The organism is Klebsiella sp. KE9456, from assembly GCF_043832615.1.
Classification (GTDB): Bacteria; Pseudomonadota; Gammaproteobacteria; order Enterobacterales; family Enterobacteriaceae; genus Klebsiella; species Klebsiella indica.
The window spans coordinates 79064-94660 of record NZ_JBDYQK010000013.1; the positions used below are offsets into that span (position 1 = coordinate 79064).

Annotated in this window: 18 protein-coding genes; all 18 read right to left on the reverse strand. The window is 58.1% G+C overall.

The annotated features are described in order from the left end of the window. Window position 1 precedes the first annotated feature (1 nt). Window positions 2-1231, reverse strand: a complete 1230-nt coding sequence (locus ABK821_RS14865) for a beta-ketoacyl-ACP synthase (RefSeq protein ID WP_343178077.1) — start codon at window positions 1229-1231, stop codon at window positions 2-4. Next, window positions 1228-1959, reverse strand: coding sequence for a 3-ketoacyl-ACP reductase FabG2 (locus ABK821_RS14870; RefSeq protein ID WP_012135608.1), 732 nt, complete (start codon window positions 1957-1959; stop codon window positions 1228-1230). Before ABK821_RS14870 ends, ABK821_RS14865 begins: the two co-directional genes overlap by 4 nt. Then, window positions 1956-2432, reverse strand: coding sequence for a 3-hydroxy-fatty acyl-ACP dehydratase (locus ABK821_RS14875; RefSeq protein ID WP_104868076.1), 477 nt, complete (start codon window positions 2430-2432; stop codon window positions 1956-1958). The genes ABK821_RS14870 and ABK821_RS14875 overlap by 4 nt, the downstream gene beginning before the upstream one ends. After that, the gene (locus tag ABK821_RS14880; RefSeq protein ID WP_275165911.1) at window positions 2429-3598 is read right to left on the reverse strand and encodes a beta-ketoacyl-[acyl-carrier-protein] synthase family protein; all 1170 of its coding nucleotides are present in this window, start codon (window positions 3596-3598) and stop codon (window positions 2429-2431) included. Before ABK821_RS14880 ends, ABK821_RS14875 begins: the two co-directional genes overlap by 4 nt. A 1-nt stretch (window position 3599) precedes the next feature. Beyond that, window positions 3600-4151: a DUF3261 domain-containing protein gene (locus ABK821_RS14885; RefSeq protein WP_096753934.1), complete on the reverse strand. Its 552-nt coding sequence runs from the start codon at window positions 4149-4151 to the stop codon at window positions 3600-3602. Between the two features lie 122 nt (window positions 4152-4273). Next, complete coding sequence (locus ABK821_RS14890; protein ID WP_343178075.1) at window positions 4274-6598, reverse strand: MMPL family transporter; 2325 nt, start codon at window positions 6596-6598, stop codon at window positions 4274-4276. Continuing rightward, the gene (locus tag ABK821_RS14895) at window positions 6567-7172 is read right to left on the reverse strand and encodes an outer membrane lipoprotein carrier protein LolA (protein WP_230009670.1); all 606 of its coding nucleotides are present in this window, start codon (window positions 7170-7172) and stop codon (window positions 6567-6569) included. The genes ABK821_RS14890 and ABK821_RS14895 overlap by 32 nt, the downstream gene beginning before the upstream one ends. Further along, complete coding sequence (locus tag ABK821_RS14900; protein ID WP_012135602.1) at window positions 7169-7591, reverse strand: thioesterase family protein; 423 nt, start codon at window positions 7589-7591, stop codon at window positions 7169-7171. Before ABK821_RS14900 ends, ABK821_RS14895 begins: the two co-directional genes overlap by 4 nt. A gap of 3 nt (window positions 7592-7594) precedes the next feature. Continuing rightward, window positions 7595-9286: a glycosyltransferase gene (locus ABK821_RS14905; protein WP_343178074.1), complete on the reverse strand. Its 1692-nt coding sequence runs from the start codon at window positions 9284-9286 to the stop codon at window positions 7595-7597. Further along, window positions 9277-9630: a beta-hydroxyacyl-ACP dehydratase gene (locus ABK821_RS14910; protein WP_049011356.1), complete on the reverse strand. Its 354-nt coding sequence runs from the start codon at window positions 9628-9630 to the stop codon at window positions 9277-9279. The genes ABK821_RS14905 and ABK821_RS14910 overlap by 10 nt, the downstream gene beginning before the upstream one ends. After that, the gene (locus ABK821_RS14915) at window positions 9617-10978 is read right to left on the reverse strand and encodes an acyl-CoA synthetase (protein WP_114848079.1); all 1362 of its coding nucleotides are present in this window, start codon (window positions 10976-10978) and stop codon (window positions 9617-9619) included. The genes ABK821_RS14910 and ABK821_RS14915 overlap by 14 nt, the downstream gene beginning before the upstream one ends. Continuing rightward, window positions 10975-11556, reverse strand: a complete 582-nt coding sequence (locus tag ABK821_RS14920; RefSeq protein ID WP_024131036.1) for a hypothetical protein — start codon at window positions 11554-11556, stop codon at window positions 10975-10977. Before ABK821_RS14920 ends, ABK821_RS14915 begins: the two co-directional genes overlap by 4 nt. 6 nt (window positions 11557-11562) lie before the next feature. Further along, window positions 11563-11814: an acyl carrier protein gene (locus tag ABK821_RS14925; RefSeq protein WP_012135597.1), complete on the reverse strand. Its 252-nt coding sequence runs from the start codon at window positions 11812-11814 to the stop codon at window positions 11563-11565. 12 nt (window positions 11815-11826) lie between these two features. Further along, window positions 11827-12084 (reverse strand): phosphopantetheine-binding protein, encoded by a 258-nt coding sequence (locus ABK821_RS14930; protein ID WP_024131035.1) that lies wholly within the window; start codon window positions 12082-12084, stop codon window positions 11827-11829. Beyond that, window positions 12065-12835 carry a 1-acyl-sn-glycerol-3-phosphate acyltransferase gene (locus ABK821_RS14935; protein WP_228096617.1) on the reverse strand — a complete coding sequence of 257 codons (771 nt, stop codon included), beginning with the start codon at window positions 12833-12835 and terminating at the stop codon, window positions 12065-12067. The genes ABK821_RS14930 and ABK821_RS14935 overlap by 20 nt, the downstream gene beginning before the upstream one ends. A 41-nt stretch (window positions 12836-12876) precedes the next feature. Further along, window positions 12877-13599 (reverse strand): beta-ketoacyl synthase chain length factor, encoded by a 723-nt coding sequence (locus ABK821_RS14940; protein ID WP_343178073.1) that lies wholly within the window; start codon window positions 13597-13599, stop codon window positions 12877-12879. A gap of 57 nt (window positions 13600-13656) precedes the next feature. Continuing rightward, a complete protein-coding gene (locus ABK821_RS14945) occupies window positions 13657-14718 on the reverse strand; it encodes a class I SAM-dependent methyltransferase (protein ID WP_343178072.1) in 1062 nt (353 codons plus the stop codon). Window positions 14719-14786: 68 nt separating this feature from the next. Beyond that, window positions 14787-15164, reverse strand: a complete 378-nt coding sequence (locus ABK821_RS14950; protein WP_138359682.1) for a hypothetical protein — start codon at window positions 15162-15164, stop codon at window positions 14787-14789. Between the last annotated feature and the right edge of the window lie 433 nt (window positions 15165-15597).

Below are 15597 nucleotides of genomic sequence, written 5' to 3' on the forward strand. Positions count from 1 at the left end.
ATCAGGGCCAACGTTTAATAATGATAGAAGTATTGATGCCGCCAAACGCAAAGTTGTTGCTTTGCAAAAATTCACAATCAATCTTGCGGGCTTCACCCATGATGTAATCCAGCGCGCCGCATTGGGTATCCGGCTGACTCAAGTTTAGCGTAGGTGCAAACCAACCTTCACGCATCATTTGCAGACTCATCCAGGCTTCCAGTGCCCCGCAGGCGCCAAGGGTATGCCCAAAGTAGCTTTTTAGCGAGGAGATCGGCACATTATCGCTATAAATTGCGGCCGTTGCCTGACTTTCTGCGATATCGCCCCGATCGGTCGCCGTGCCGTGGGCGGAAATGTACCCTATATCCTGTGCGCTTAAGCCTGCTATTTTCAGCGATTGTTCCATGCAAATCTGCATGGTTTCACGCTGTGGCTGGGTGATATGCGCGGCGTCGCAGTTAGTGGCAAAGCCGATGATTTCGCCGTAAATGGTCGCCCCTCGGGCTTTGGCATGTTCCAGCTCTTCGAGAATCAGCGTTCCTGCGCCTTCGCCAATTACCAGACCGTCGCGCTTTTCATCGAACGGCGAAGGCGTCGTTTTCGGTTCGTCATTGAGCTGGCTGGTGGCGAACAGCGTGTCAAAAACCGCCGCTTCAGACGGGCATAACTCTTCTGCGCCGCCGGCGACCATCACCGTCTGGTAGCCGTGACGAATCGCTTCCCAGGCATAACCAATCGCCTGACTGCCGGAGGTGCAGGCGCTGGACGTCGGGATCACGCGACCTCGCAGGCCAAAGAACAGCCCGGTGTTGACGGCGGTGGTGTGCGGCATCATCTGCACGTAAGTGGTGCCGGTGATGTTGTTGGTGTGTTTTTCCGTCAGCATGGTGGCGAATTCGCTCACCGGGCCGGTACTGCCGGTAGAAGAACCATAGGCAATCCCGGTTTCGCCGTTGGTCAGCACCGCATCGTCGATAAGCCCTGCCTGCTCCAGCGCCAGTTCGGTGGCGCGGGTGGACATGAGCGACACGCGGCCCATCGCCCGAATACGCTTGCGGGTATAGTGTGCCGGTAGGGTGAAATCATCGACTGGCGCGCCGAGCAGCGTATGCAGTCCGTCATAAACCTGCCATTCCGGCATCTGGCGCACGGCGTTTTCGTAAGCTTTCAGTCTGGTGGAAACGTCCTGCCAGTTCTCGCCAAACGCGGTGACGCCGCCCATGCCTGTAATCACAACGCGACGCGTCATAACATCCCTCCATTGATGGATATGACCTGGCGGGTAACGTAACCCGCAATATCCGACATTAAATAACTGGCCAGCCCTGCCACTTCATCTGCCTGGCCCATACGTTTCATTGGGATGATGGACATCGCCTCTTTCAGCGCGGCCTCTTCCATTGCGATCATGCCGGTGTCAATCAGCCCCGGCGCGATGCAGTTGACGGTGATTTTACGTTTTGCCAGCTCAATCGCCAGCGCTTTTGTCGCACCGATAATGCCCGCTTTTGCGGCGCTGTAGTTAACCTGACCACGGTTGCCCATCACGCCGGAAACGGATGACAGGGTAATGATCCGTCCACCCTGACGTGCGCTAATCATTGGCATGATGCACGGCTGAATCACATTGTAAAAGCTGTCGAGATTGGTGTGGATCACGGCATCCCAGTCGTCGTCGCTCAGCGCCGGAAAGGCGGCGTCGCGGGTGATCCCGGCGTTGCTGACCACGCCATACCACGGGCCATGCGCGTCGATATCCTGCTCCAGCACCTCGCGGCACTGCTCGCGACTGGCGACGTCAAAACTGAGCAGACGGCCTGCGCCGCCGACGGCGAGAATGGCGTCCAGCGTTTCTTGCGCGCCCTGCGCGTCACGGTGATAGTGAACCCCGACAACAAAGCCGTCAGCCGCCAGTTGACGGGCGATGGCGCGACCGATGCCTTTGCTGGCCCCGGTAACCAGAACGGAACGACTCATGTTGCAGCTCCCTGTTGAAATAGCGTGGTGAGTTCTTCCTGCGTGGGCTGGAACGTATTTACGCGGCCTGTCGCCAGCGTGTTATCCCCCACGTCGATTGTGCATTCAAAGCTGCCGAAACGCTCATCCTGCATGAGTAATGTGGCCCTGATGGTCAGCGTTTCCCCGGCGGGGAGGGCGCCTGCGGCGCAGACGAGTTCACGCGCGCCGAGCACCATGCCCAAAGAGATAGCGCTCTGACCCTGTTGATGACGATGCCAGCCTGACCAGACGCCGACGGTTTGCGCCATCAGTTCCAGCGCGAACCAGCCGGGCAGATTGCCCTGCGGATCAAGAAACGGGGCCAGCACGCCGCCTGGCGCCACGGTGACGCGGCAGGCGGCGGACTCGTCCGTGACGCACTCGACGTCTTCGAGCAGCAACATGGGGGCGTCATGCGGCAGATACTCGCCGGGTGATAAATAGCGACTCATGAAACCCTCCCGAGCAGAATGCTGGCGTTGTTGCCGCCAAAGGCGAACGAGTTAGATAAGATCACCGGGCGTTCAAGCGCGCGCGGTTGTTCGATGATGCCGCAGCGCGGCAACGCCGGGTCACGCGGCGAATCGCTGAAATCCTGCGGCGGCAGCGGCAAGTCGCGTTGCAGAATCAACATGCTGAGGGCGGCTTCGGTGATTCCTGCTGCGCCCAGCGTGTGCCCGGTCAGATGTTTGGTGGAGCTACAGGGCACATTCTCGCCAAACAGTTCACTCACGACTTTCGATTCGATCTGGTCGTTGAGCGGCGTGGCGGTGCCGTGCAGGTTGATATAACCCACCTGCGTCGGCGTGATGCCTGCGTCATTGAGCGCCTGGGTAATCGCGCGAATCGCGCCTTCACCTTGCGGATGCGGCGCGGAAATATGGTACGCGTCGCTGGACTCGCCGACGCCCAGCAGCGCGACAGGCTGCGGTTCGCGGGTCAGCAGCATCAGCGCGGCCCCTTCGCCGATGGTAATGCCGCTGCGATCCCGGCCGAACGGCAGGCATCGCGTTGGAGAGAGCGACTCCAGGCTGTGGAAGCCGTTAATCGGCATCCGGCTTAAGGTGTCCGCGCCGCCGACAATCGCCACGTCCGCCAGACCGGCTTCGATCAGTCGGCGTCCGCTGATGATCGCTCTGGCGCTGGAGGAACAGGCGGTGGAAAGGGTAAACGCCGGGCCATCAAGCGCCAGCCAGCGGCTGAGAAAGCGCGACGGATCGCCCAGCTCCTGCTGCGGGTACTGCCAGGAGAGGCTTTCCTGGCCGTTTAGCGTCAGGTTGACATGGGCATCACCTTCGTCGAGGCCGGAGGTGCTGGTGCCGAGCACCACGGCGACGCGATCGCGGCCATACTGCGCGATGGCTTCATCCACCCGGGGCTGGATCTGCGCGAGCGCGGCCAGCAGCAGCTGATTGTTGCGCGAACGGTGAGCGGCAAAGTCATCGGGGATGGCGGGCAGTTCGCCGTCAACACCGGCGAGCACCGCCTGCGGATGCCCCTGTAGCCAGCCGGGGCGAGGGCGCATACCAGGCACCACGCCGCGCGTCAGGTTCGTGGCGATCTCATCCGTATCGTTGCCCAGCGCGTTGATCATACCGATCGCAGAAATATAGATCATATCAGTCACCCAGATATTGAATGGTGATGTGGTATTTGAACACATGCTGCTCAATGCTGATCGGCTCGCGTTTGCCTTTGCGGTTCAGATAGATAATTTCCGTCACCAGCTTACCGCTGGCATTGCGCAGCTCGCGTTTGTCGCCGTTGTCGGTGAGCGTCCAGCCCGTCGGCAACTGCGGCTGCCAGGCGCTAATCGGCCAGTGGCTGAGCATTACGTCGGCCAGAACCTGGCTGGCGGGCGGCAGCTGCGGCACCACGATGGACTGCTCGGTGTGCAGCCCTTTCTCATCATAGGTGACCAGGAACAGGCGGATGCCAACCGACGACAGTCCGGCAAGGGTGATTTTTTGCTCGTCGGCATTGAGCATCACCAGCAGCGACTGGGTTTTGCCGTTAAAGCTGCCGGTGAGCAGTTGTTGCGAACTGACCGCCGGAGAGATGCCCGGCGCAGGCAGCGTGACGCGCGCGCCGGGTTCCAGCCACGCCTGCGGGCGGCCTTCCGGCGCTTTCTGCGAGTGGCTGCATCCGGTCAGAATGAGCGCTGCGGTCATCAGCAGAAACAGCCGGATGGCGCTACGCTTATCCGGCCTGCGGTTTGTGCGCTGGCGTAGGCCGGATAAGGCAAAGCCGCCATCCGGCAAAAGGTGTCTCAACCAGTGCGCTGTTTGTTTGATCATCTTCTTTTTTTCTCTTTTTTACCGGGCATTGCCAGAGGCGATAACAGAAATGCGGTGAAAATCCCGCTGACCAGTACGATACCGAAACTGTTGATGGCCTGGGTGGCGCTAAAGACCAGCATGCCGAGGGTCAGCAGCGTGGTCATCATCGCCAGCGTAATCGCCAGTAGCGAGGTCAGCGGCGTTCCGCGTGGGTTGCTGAAAAACAGCGTATAGTTGATGCCGATCCCCAGCACCAGCACCAGCGCCAATAGCGAGAACAGATTGACCGCATGGCCGCTCAATGTCAGCGCCGCCAGACCGCAGCCCAGCGACAGCACTGACGGCACCAGGCTTACCAGCCCTTTGCGCCAGCCAAGCCTGATCATCGCGCCGCAGGCAATGATCGCCAGCGCCACAAACAGCAGTCCCGTCAGCACATTGCGATAGAGGGCGAACAGCGCGTCGAAGGTGCTTTTTCGGTCAACCCACGCCACGCCGGAATATTGCGTGGCGAGGGCGTTCAGCGCGGCGCTCCGCTTCACGCCGTCTACCGGCACCAGCACGCCGCTTTCGCCATTTTCCCGCGTCAGCCACAGCAGCCGCCAGCCTTCGCTGGCCGGGCTGGCAAGCCAGGCGTCCACCGTTACCGGCATGGCGTTCAGATCCGGGTTAACCGTGGAAAGCCCGGCATTCTGTAGCGCGCGGCTCACCGCCGGAGCGGCGTTTTTCAGTAGCTTCAGATCCTGCTGCTGACGGGCGAGCGAGTTGATCGGAAGCGTGCGATAGCCGTTGAGCAGCCCGTCACGTTTTGCCTGTTCCAGCGCAGGGGTAAAGGCTTCCAGCCGCTCCAGCGTTTGCTGTGCGGATTGACCGTAAACCACAAACCATTTCTGATCGACGCTCTGCCCGGTCAGGGCGGTGATCGCTTTTTCCTGCGCCAGAATCTGCTGCGGCAGCGCCTGTAGCTGTGAAATATCGTCATCCACATGCAGCGTTGCGATGCCCGCCAGCGAGAAGATCGCCAGCGCCACCGGCAGGCCGATGGACAGTTTTTTATTGCGCCGCCACGCCGCCAGCCAGCGCAACATCAGCACCATTGCCGGAACGGGGCGCACAGGCAGCCCGCGACACAGCCACGGATGCCAGAAAATGACCGTCAGGCAGGAGGCGCTTAATCCCACGGCGGCAAATACCGCCATCTGGCGAATGCCGGGGAAAGGGGCGAGCATCATGATCAGATACGCCGCGACGGTGGTCAGCAGCGCCAGCAGCAGGGCGTTGCGCACTTTGGCGAGGCTCTGCCACGGCGACGCGTCGTTGCCGTGCACCATGCGCTCGGTCAGGTAATAAAGCGTATAGTCGGCCGAAATACCGATGATGCTCATGCTCATCACCAGCGTCATCAGATGCAGCTCGCCGAAAATCAGCAGGGTGACGACGGTTCCGGCCAGCGCGCCGACGCCAATTGATATCAGGCACAGCAGCAGCGGGCGCAGCGAGCGAAAGACCGCCACGATCAGCAGAATCACGCCCAGAACCGTCGCCACGCCAAGGGTGGAGATATCCTGTTTCGCCTGCTGGCTGGCGTAATCACTGTAAAAAACCGTACCGCGCGACAGCAGCTGCGCCTGCGGATAACGCGTTTTTAGTTCACCTTCCAGCGCGCTGAGCGTGGTGACGAGCTGGTGCGTTTGCTGCATATCAAACGACGAACCGGCCAGCTCGCCGTGCAGCAGATACCAGTAGTGCCCCTGCTCATCCTGAGTGACCAGCCAGCCGTCCATCAGCCGCAGACGCTGGCCGTTTTTCGCCATCGCCAGCTGCGAACCGCGCATCAGCATCAGCGGATCGTTTTGCAGCTCTTTACCGCTCACCCCGGAGAAGGCGGAATACAGCTGAGACAGAATCCACTGCGCCTGCGCGTCGCCTCCGTTTTGCAGGCGAGCGCGGGTGGCCTCATCGATCAGGCCGTTGCGATGCTGCCAGAAAAAGGCGCCCCATGCCTGCTGGCTGTTGGCGTCCATCGGGCCTTTGACGTCCGCCAGCGCGTGGGATTTTTGCAACAGCGCGAGCCAGTCGCGCGCCACCTGCGGATCGGCCTGTTTACCTGGACTTACCAGCCAGACCAGCTGTTGGTCGAGGCGCTGCATGAAACCGTCGTTCAGGCCAGGCGGAATATTCCCTAAAGCCTGTTTTGGCAGCATTGCCAGCACGCTGCTGTTCAGCCGTGACTGGGGCAGCAGCGTCAGCAATGCGCCCAACATAATCAGGCAGGCGACACCCCATAGCAGCGCGAGGCTTTTACGGCTATTGCGCGGTAAAACGTTGGCGTTCGTCATCGGTCAGTTGAGCGGGCGTCAGTTGGTGTTGAGTGAGTGCGATATCCGTGCGATCGCCTTGTTTATCATTCAGTTGGATTGACTCCAGATACGTTTGTCCGGCCAGGTCAATCGTGGCGAAAATCTTGTCCAGCGGCGTGGTGATCGGCGTCAGTCGCAGCGTCCAGCGTCCCTCGCCTTTATCGGCGAAATCGACGCGGAAGTTCTGCTCCAGCACGCTGCGGTCAGCCTGGAACAGCGCGCGCAGCAGGTGATTAAACTGGAACATCTGCGGGTTGTTTTCGGCGGTGATGACCTGCGGCGGCTGACCGTTGATCACCTGCACCATCCGTTTGTCGTCCAGCAGCAGCTGCATCGGGAACGGGGCGGTTTGATCCCACAGCAGCCCCTGGTCGCGAGCGATCAGCATCCTGCCCTGGGATCGCAGCGGCTGCGGCAGATCCTTAATCGTCCGGGTTTGATCGAAGTGAGCGCGGACAACCGGCTGTTCGGTAAAGCGCTGTTGCAGATCGTCGAGCGTCAGAGCGCTCACGAACGGGCTGATGATCAGCGCCAGCAGCGGCAGGAATCTCATGGCGTTACTCCCATACGTTCAAACAAAATATCCGGGCTGACGAAGCACATCTCGCGGCTTTTCTCTTCTACCGCCACCTGGATGGTGTAACCCGTCGTGGCGCGTTTTCCCGTCTGCGCATCAAAAATTTCGTAGCCGATGCGCAGGCGGTTTTCGTACTCTTCAAGGCGGGCGCGCACCCGAATGCGTTGTTCGAATGTCAGCGCGTTGCGGTACTTCACGCGGGTATCGACCACAGGCCACAGGTAGCCGGACGCTTTCATCTGGCGGTAGCCGTAGTCGAACTGGTTGAGCAGCGCCTCACGGGCAATCTCGAAGTAGCGGAAATAGTTGCCGTGCCACGCAACGCCCATCATATCGACGTCGTGGAACGGAATGGTCAGCTCTACTTCAGCAGTAAAACGGGGATCGTTAAGCACCCTTTACTCCTTGTTTTTGGCATCCGGCAGTTGCCAGAAATCGAAAAAATTAAACCAGTCGAGAGGCGACTGTAGCGCGTAGTGCTCAAGGCGTTCGGCGTAGCGGTCGATGGCCTGCTGTAATGCCTGCTGGCGTTCGGCGCGCGGCAACAGCAGCGGGTCGGCGAACGGTTCACAGTGGATATGCCGTTTCCCGTTCTGGCGCAGAGCGAAAATAAGCTGAACCGGGCAGCGCAGGATGGAGGCCAGAATAAATGGCCCCTGCGGAAACGGCGCGGGCTGACCCATAAAACGGCTCCAGCAGACGCGCCACTCGCCGCCACGCTGTGGGTTAACCGCAATACGGTCGCCAACAATGGCGATCCACTCGCCGCGTTCCAGCTTCTCTTTCAGCAGGATGGCGGTGTCCGGGCCGATGTCGGTGACGGGCATCAGGTTCAGCCCGGCCTGCGGCGCCGTCTCGTCCATGATCTGTTTAAAACGTTGGGCATTGTCGCTGAACACCAGAGCGTTGATGGTTTTGCTGCCCTGCAATTGCGCCAGCGCGCGGCAGGCTTCGACATCGCCCAGATGCGAGGCCAGCAGCAGTTTGCCCGTTGGCGCCGTGATGTTGAGCGTCTCTTCTGCGCCCGGCGCAAAGACCACATCGCGGCCAAACTGTAGCTCCCCGCGCCAGCTGGCGATTTTATCCAGCATCGCTTCGCCAAAACGCAGAAAGTGGTGGAAGCTGGTCAGCCGGGACGGAACGGGGCGCTGGCGTGACGTCAGTTGCGTTCGCACGCGGGCCAGCCAGTGTTGCGACGCGTTGCGGGCGTGCGCTGCCGTCAGCCAGTAGACGCCGACCACCGGATAAAGCAGCAGCGAGAACGCCTTACGCCCAAGCAGACGCCAGACCAGCAGCATCAGACGCATTCCCCACAGCCCTTTAACTTCCTGCTGGCGCGCCCAGTGCGGCGACGAGCGGCGAAACAGCAAAGACGGGATGCGCGGCAGCATGCCGAAGAACAAGCGGGTGTGCATCAGTGAAATTCGGCAGTTGTCTTTTAGCGCGTCAAAATGGGACAGTCCGTCCAGCGGATAGGTAACGCGGGTCGGGACAAAATAGCTGGTGTTGCCCTGCCAGTAGAGGCGCACCATGACTTCGGTGTCGAAGTCCATCCGTTTGCCGAGCGTGACGCGCTGCGCCAGTTGCAGCACAGGGGCGACCGGATACACGCGAAACCCGCACATGCTGTCTTTCAACCGGAACGAAAGCGTTTCAATCCATACCCAGACGTGGGTTATCCAGCGACCGTACAGGCGCGAACGAGGAATGGAATCGTCATAGATCGGCTGCCCGGAGATCAGCGCGGCTGGGTTTTCCTGCGCCAGTTCGAGCAGCTTCGGAATATCTTCAATGGCATGTTGGCCGTCGGCGTCCACCTGCACCGCGTGGGTAAATCCCGCGTCTGAGGCCGCCTGTAGCCCACGAATCACCGCAGCGCCTTTGCCCGCGTTTTCCGGCAGGCGGATCAGCGTCAGGTTTGGTTCCTGAGCCGCCAGCTGTGCTAATTGCCGACGTGTTGTTTCGTCACTGCCGTCATCCACCACAATGCAGGGCAGATTAAACGGCTGTAGCCGCGCCAGCACCCGCGCCATCATCGCGCCGTGGTTGTAGCAGGGGATGAGCACGCAGGGAGTGAAGGTCAACGGCATAACCGGATCTTCCCGCTGCTGGCGGTATGCCGCGCGTCGCCATCGTGACGCTGATAGCTAAACGTCAGGAGCTGGCGGGTCTCCTGCCAGCTCAGGGTCAGCGTCACCGTGGTTTCAGGCAGCAGCGGCGCCTGGAATTTGACGTTCTGAATGCTGTGAAAACGCCAGCCGGGCGTGAGCAGCGTGGTGGCGTAATGCATCACCCAGTCCAGCTGCGCGACGCCGGGCAACAGCGGTTGCACGGTAAAGTGGCCGCTGAACCAGAACAGGGAAGGGTCGAGATGCAGGACGATCTCAAGCTGTTGGGGTTGTGCCTGATGGCGCTCAATTTCATGGGGTATCATGAAATAACTCCTGTAATTGCGCATAGACACGCTTGTTCATACTGTTGACCGGGATCTCGTCGATCACGCGCCAGTAGCGAGGTACGGCAACCGGCTCCAGCCACGGCAGCAGCGAACGACGCCAGGTCAGCTCCTGGGCTTTGCCGCCGCAGCGCTGCCATTGTTGGCGGGTTTCGTCATCCAGCACCAGCAGAACGCCAATGCCCTGACGACCGCCGCGTGAAACAGGCAGCGCGACCGCCTCGCGGATGCCCTTCAGCTCCAGCAGCCGCTGTTCAACTTCGCTGAGCGAGATCCGTTTCTCTTCAATTTTGACGACGCGCCCCCGGCGTCCCATCAGGCGGAACTGGCCGTTCTCATCAAACTGGAGGATATCGTCGAGCAACAGGCCGTCCTGCTGCACGATCAGCGGCGAAAAGGCGCGAAATGCTTCGCCCTCCGGCTGGAAATGTACGCCGGGGAAGGGGAGCCAGGCGATCTCCTCCTGCTGGCGGTAGCGCCAGGCGAGAATGCCGGTTTCGGTGCTGCCATAGATTTCATCCGGCCAGATATTGAGCCAGGCGGCGGTTTGCGTGACATCGCCCCAGGGCAGCATACCGCCTGCGGAAAGGATCATGTTGACCGGCGGCGGCGTGAGCCGGTGGTCGAGGCGTTTCAGGAACGCCGGACTGCTGATAAACGCATAGCGGTGGTCGTGGCTTAGCGCGGCAAGCTGCTCTGCGTAGTAGAGCATTGCGGCATGAAGCGGCAGGCCGAGCGCCATCGGCAGGAAAATACGGAAAGTCAGACCGTACAGATGCTGAGGAACGACTGACGCCACGACGCGACAGCCTGCCAGGCGGTCGGCAAAACGCATCGCCAGCAGTTCGGCCTCGCAATCCAGCCGCGCGATGGGTTTGATGATGCGCTTGGGCTGACCGGTGGAGCCAGAGGTAAACAATTCAACGAAGGCATCGGCGGCAATATCGTCGAATGTGAAGGCTTCTGTGCTGAACTGTCGTGATGTATTGACCACCAGCAGCGGGCCGTGCCAGCCAGACGTCTTATCGCTGAGCACGCCGTTGAACAGCGCGCGCTGCTCATCCAGCAGAGAGACGCGGTTATGCCCGGGAATAACGGGCGTTTTTCCGCTATGCAGCGTTGCCAGCAGCGCAACAATAAACAGATAGCTGTTCTCAAAACACAGCGCCCAGCGCTCGCCCTCCTGCTGTTGCAGGTGTTTCACCAGCTGCGCGACGTCATGGCGCAGGTGGCCCAGCGTCCAGGTGTCCTCACCCAGCCAGGCAACAGGCGTTTCATCCGGGCGTGGCGCGGTGAGCCAGCGGGAGAGCGGAAGGGTCTGCTTCATTGTGTTTCTCGTTTAATCACCTGGCGGCGCACCAGCCACTCGCCCGCCATCAACGCGCCCATCAGCAGATAGGCAATCATGCCGTTCCAGGCGGTCCATAGCGCCATGTCGCCGTGTAGCGCGGTAAAGAGCGCAATACCGCCGTTGCCGATGAAAAAGGCGCACCAGATTTGTGTTACGCGACGGGTGTAGCGCACTGCGGCTTCCGGCAGCGCAGGTTCACGCAGTCGCGCCAGACGTTCGACAATCGGCATGGATGTCCACAGCGAGCCGCCAAAAACGGCAAGCATGACGCCGTTAACAACGACCGGGTAAAACAGCAGCAGTTGATGTGTTTTAAGCAGATAGCTGGCGACGCAAAGCGCTATGCCCGCCACCGCCGCCACCTGAGTGACGACGCGCAGCGGCCCCGCCTGTCGCCGGGTCTGACGAAAGCGTAAAAAGAGCAGCAACGCCATCAGCGGCAGCAGCCAGTGGAGGCTGTTATGCGTCAGCCCAAACCAGATCAAAAATGGCCAGGCCAGCAGCATCAGGCCGGTCAGCAACTGAATACCCATACGCGCGTGAGCGCCTGACATGGCGTATTACGCTTCTTTCAGCAGGCGTTCTACGGCGTCGACGACATCCTGCACGGTACGCACCGCTTTGAACTCTTCCGGCTTGATTTTCTTACCGGTTTTCTTTTGCAGATGCACGATCATGTCGACGGCGTCGATGCTGTCCAGCTCCAGATCTTCATACAGGCGCGCCTCAGGTTTGATGTCCTGAGGGTCGATTTCAAACAGTTTGACCAGAAGCGCGGAGACTTCTTCATAAATGGCATGTTGTTCTGTCATAACGGACTCGCCTCAGGCACGTTGAGCGTGAATGAAAGATGCCAGCGTGGCGACGGAAAAGAAGTGCTGACGCATCTCTTCGCTCTCTGCGGAGAGCACCACGCCATACTGGTTTTTCACCGCCAGCCCCAGCTCAAGGGCATCGATCGAATCCAGTCCTAAACCATCACCAAAGAGCGCTGCCTCGGTATCGATATCGTCAGCGGACAGCTCGTCCAGATTCAGCGTATTTATTATGAGATTTTTAATTTCAAGGTAGAGCGCTTGCATCATTAATTCCTGAAAGAGGTGTAGCACCTGGTTGTAATTGAAGCAAAAGATGCCGGTTCAACTGCCTTGCCGCCAGCGCCGGTTCTTGTAAATTTGCATCGTTAAACGGGTCGATCGCGATCCGCTCGCGCACCTCTACGGTAAACAGAGGTTTCGCGGGAGGCACGTCATACCATTTGCTCTGCTTATCCAGCAGATGCTCGCTACAGTGGATAGTCACTACGCGTAAATCGCTGCCGCAGCGCACGGCGATATTGGCCGCGCCGCGTTGCAACGTCATTTTTTCACCGGGTCGCGTTCGCGTCCCTTCGGGGAAAATCAATATTGTGTCGCCCTGATCCAGACGCTGCTGGCAGGCCGGTAACAGCGCGTCGGCCTGGCTGTTGATCAGGTAATCCGCCGCGCGAATAACGCCGCTGACGAACGGGTTTTTCAGCAGTGCGCTCTTCACCAGGCAGTCGGTTTCGGGCATGACGGAAGCCAGCAGCACGTAATCGATAAGCGTGGGATGGTTCGCCACCACCAGACACCCTTTCTCCTGTCGCAGCACGTCGCTCCCTTCAATGCGGTAGTCCAGAACGCCAAGCGTTTTCGCTACCGTTAAAAAGGCGCGAAAACTGGCCGCAATGCTGCGACGGGCCAGGCGGCGGCGTCTGACGGGGTTCCATACCAATAGTAACAATAAGTTGAACCACACGACAGAAAGCAACAGCCCGCCGATGCCGAACAGGGCAAAACAAAAACCGGTCATCACCAGTCGCCATGCCCAATCCAGGCGCGCCAGAAGCGTGTTCACGCGCGGCTCCACTGCCACTCTACCCGCTCGCCCGGCAGCGTAAAGGCGTCGGCGTTTTGTAAGTAACGCTGTAAAAACAGCAGGCTTTGCGGAAGCGGCGTTTCATCCTGAGGCGCGCCGGGCCGCGTGGCGCAGGACAGCGCATTCCCCGCTTCAATGACAAAGGCGACGGCGTAAGGCCAGGTCGGCATCTGCGGCGGTAATCGCGGATGGTAAAACTCGGGCAGGAAGCCATCGAAATCGACCATCAGTACCCGCTGATAACCCGCCTGAAGCAGGCACATCACTTCGCACAACCCTTGCTGGAAGGTGTCTCTCCCGGCGGAAAGCGAGGATGAGACAATCGGCTGTTTTGCGGCAATGGTCAGATTACCGACCGCGGAATTGTGTACTGACAGGGCGAAATCGGTGGGAGAGAGCGCCTGTTCCATCGCCAGCGCGTGCAGGATGCGGTAGTTACGCTCCAGTTCGCCGTGGCGGCTGGTATAGAGCACCGCGTCGATATCGTGGCGACGCAGCATGGTCAGCCCGCACTCCACCGCCAGTTTGCTGCCGGAACTGAGCCGCCGGGCGGTCATCATCGGGAGTTCGTGCAGTTTTGCCTGCGGCGCGGCGGGATCGATGGCGTACGGCTCCCGCGACCACTGCTGCCAGTGGGTCGCTTCGCTAAGTCCTGGGGCTCTGGCCTGCCAGTCTGTTATGTTTAGTGCAAATTTCATCAACGCGCGTCCGCGGTAATCCGGTGATACCAGTGACGTTTTTTTAACGTCACTTTGTTATTTTTTCTTTTGGCATATCAATAAAGTATGCCCAACGCCCAGGTTGTCATGGCGTTCATCCACCTGGAACCCTGCCATGTCCAGATAGTGATAAAACTTCTCTACGCTGTAGAAACGGCTGTTGCCATTTGCCATACAGGTAAAATAAAGCGAAGCCGCATTCAGGCTAAATGACGCCGCTTCAAATTTCTGTGTATCCCAGAACAGCTCTATAATGCAGAGTTTTGAGCCAGGTTTCATTACACGGGCAATTTTGCTGAGAATAGTGATAATTTGTTCAGGAGAAAAACAGTCCAGAAACTGACTCATCCACCAGATATCGGCCTCTCCAGGTAAAGGCGTATCTCCCAGCATATCCACTGCATGGAAATCTATGCGATGAGATAATCCTGCATTTTCGATATTTTTACGGGCAAGTGCAATTTGTTGTGGCAAATCTAATAATGTGACCGCGATATTTTCATCAAACTGGCAGCAACGTAGTGCCCATTTGCCGGTATTTCCGCCCACATCGTACAGGGTTGCCGGGCGACTGGCGAATACATAAGGCAGCGCGGCGTCAAATGCGCCGTCGGAATAGTAATGATCGAAGGCGAACCAGCTGTCACGCGCCGCCTGCGGTAATTGTGATAGCGCGGGATAAATTGTTGGCCAGTCGCCGAATATTTTCAGTCCTGACGGTTTGCCTTCCTTGAGCGCATTTTCCAGATAAAACAGCCCCTGATAGCAAACATCCTGGGTGAAATTCATATTCACACGCGTCATTGTATCGTGTAAAAGGAAATGACCGATTTTGGCGAGGTAATAATATCCTTCTTTGTAGGTGATGATTCGCCCACTTAATCCCATATCCAGCAGTATACTGGCGGCATATTCGTTGATGGTGCTGTTTTCGGTAATCTCTTCGAGAGTAGCGCCGCATTTGCCTTGTTTATCCAACCAGGTGAGCACGCCCGCATTTCGCAGACACAACGCGGTTTGAAAAAGCATTGGCGCAAATGCAATACGTTGTGCTTCAGTTATCGCATCCAGTGCGCTGAGAGAGTCCTGTTCGTACATGTGGGGCAGCCCGTTGAATGGTAAAGAAGAATATTATCGGGCCTGATGCGGCCCGACTTTAAGCGTAATTACAGATTGGCGCCCGCTGACAGGTTGATCTGAATATCTTTATCCAGATTGCGTACCCAACGATTGTAGTTTTTGTGAATTTTCCCGCCAGAAGCCAGCAGATTGAGACTGTTGTCGTATTTGATATCATAGCTGGTGGCGGTATAGGTGATCCGCACTTCAGCTACGTGATCGCGGGTTTGTTGACGTGCTTTGATGACCCCGGGACCCGCTTCAGACATAATCCACTGGCGTTGAACACCGGCTTTCAGGATCGCATTTTTCACCTGGTTCTGAGTGTGTCCCGCGCTAACAGTGGTATGAATTTGATCGATTGGCGCAGTGCGCGCGCAACCAGCCAGGGCACCAACAACCGCGATAGCGGCGAACCATTTAATATACTGTTTCATTAAAACTCCCTATCAAAGTATTGTTTATACGTATGAATAATAAGCTTCGAAAAGATTATCACCCGCGGCCATGAATTATTTTATTTCAGCCAAATTAGTGGGTAGTACCACATAACCGATCGCGGGATGATGGGGTTATCATGTTGTAATATTTATGACTTTCTTCAATGGAAAGTAATGGCACGTCAATATCGTTGCAAAGTATAGGTTGTTCATCCCAGTGTATCAATGAAAATAATCTGCGATAAAGCATCATCTAATTTGAAGGACATTTATTGTTTTTATCTGTTTTGTCAGGCTAATGCTTTAGTGCCCGTCTTCTTGAGTTGAACGACTAAGAGACAATATCATCATCGCTATCTGTTTAAGGTAAACGGGTACATATTTTTGCATGTGTACCAGTTTAACCGCCAAATAAAAA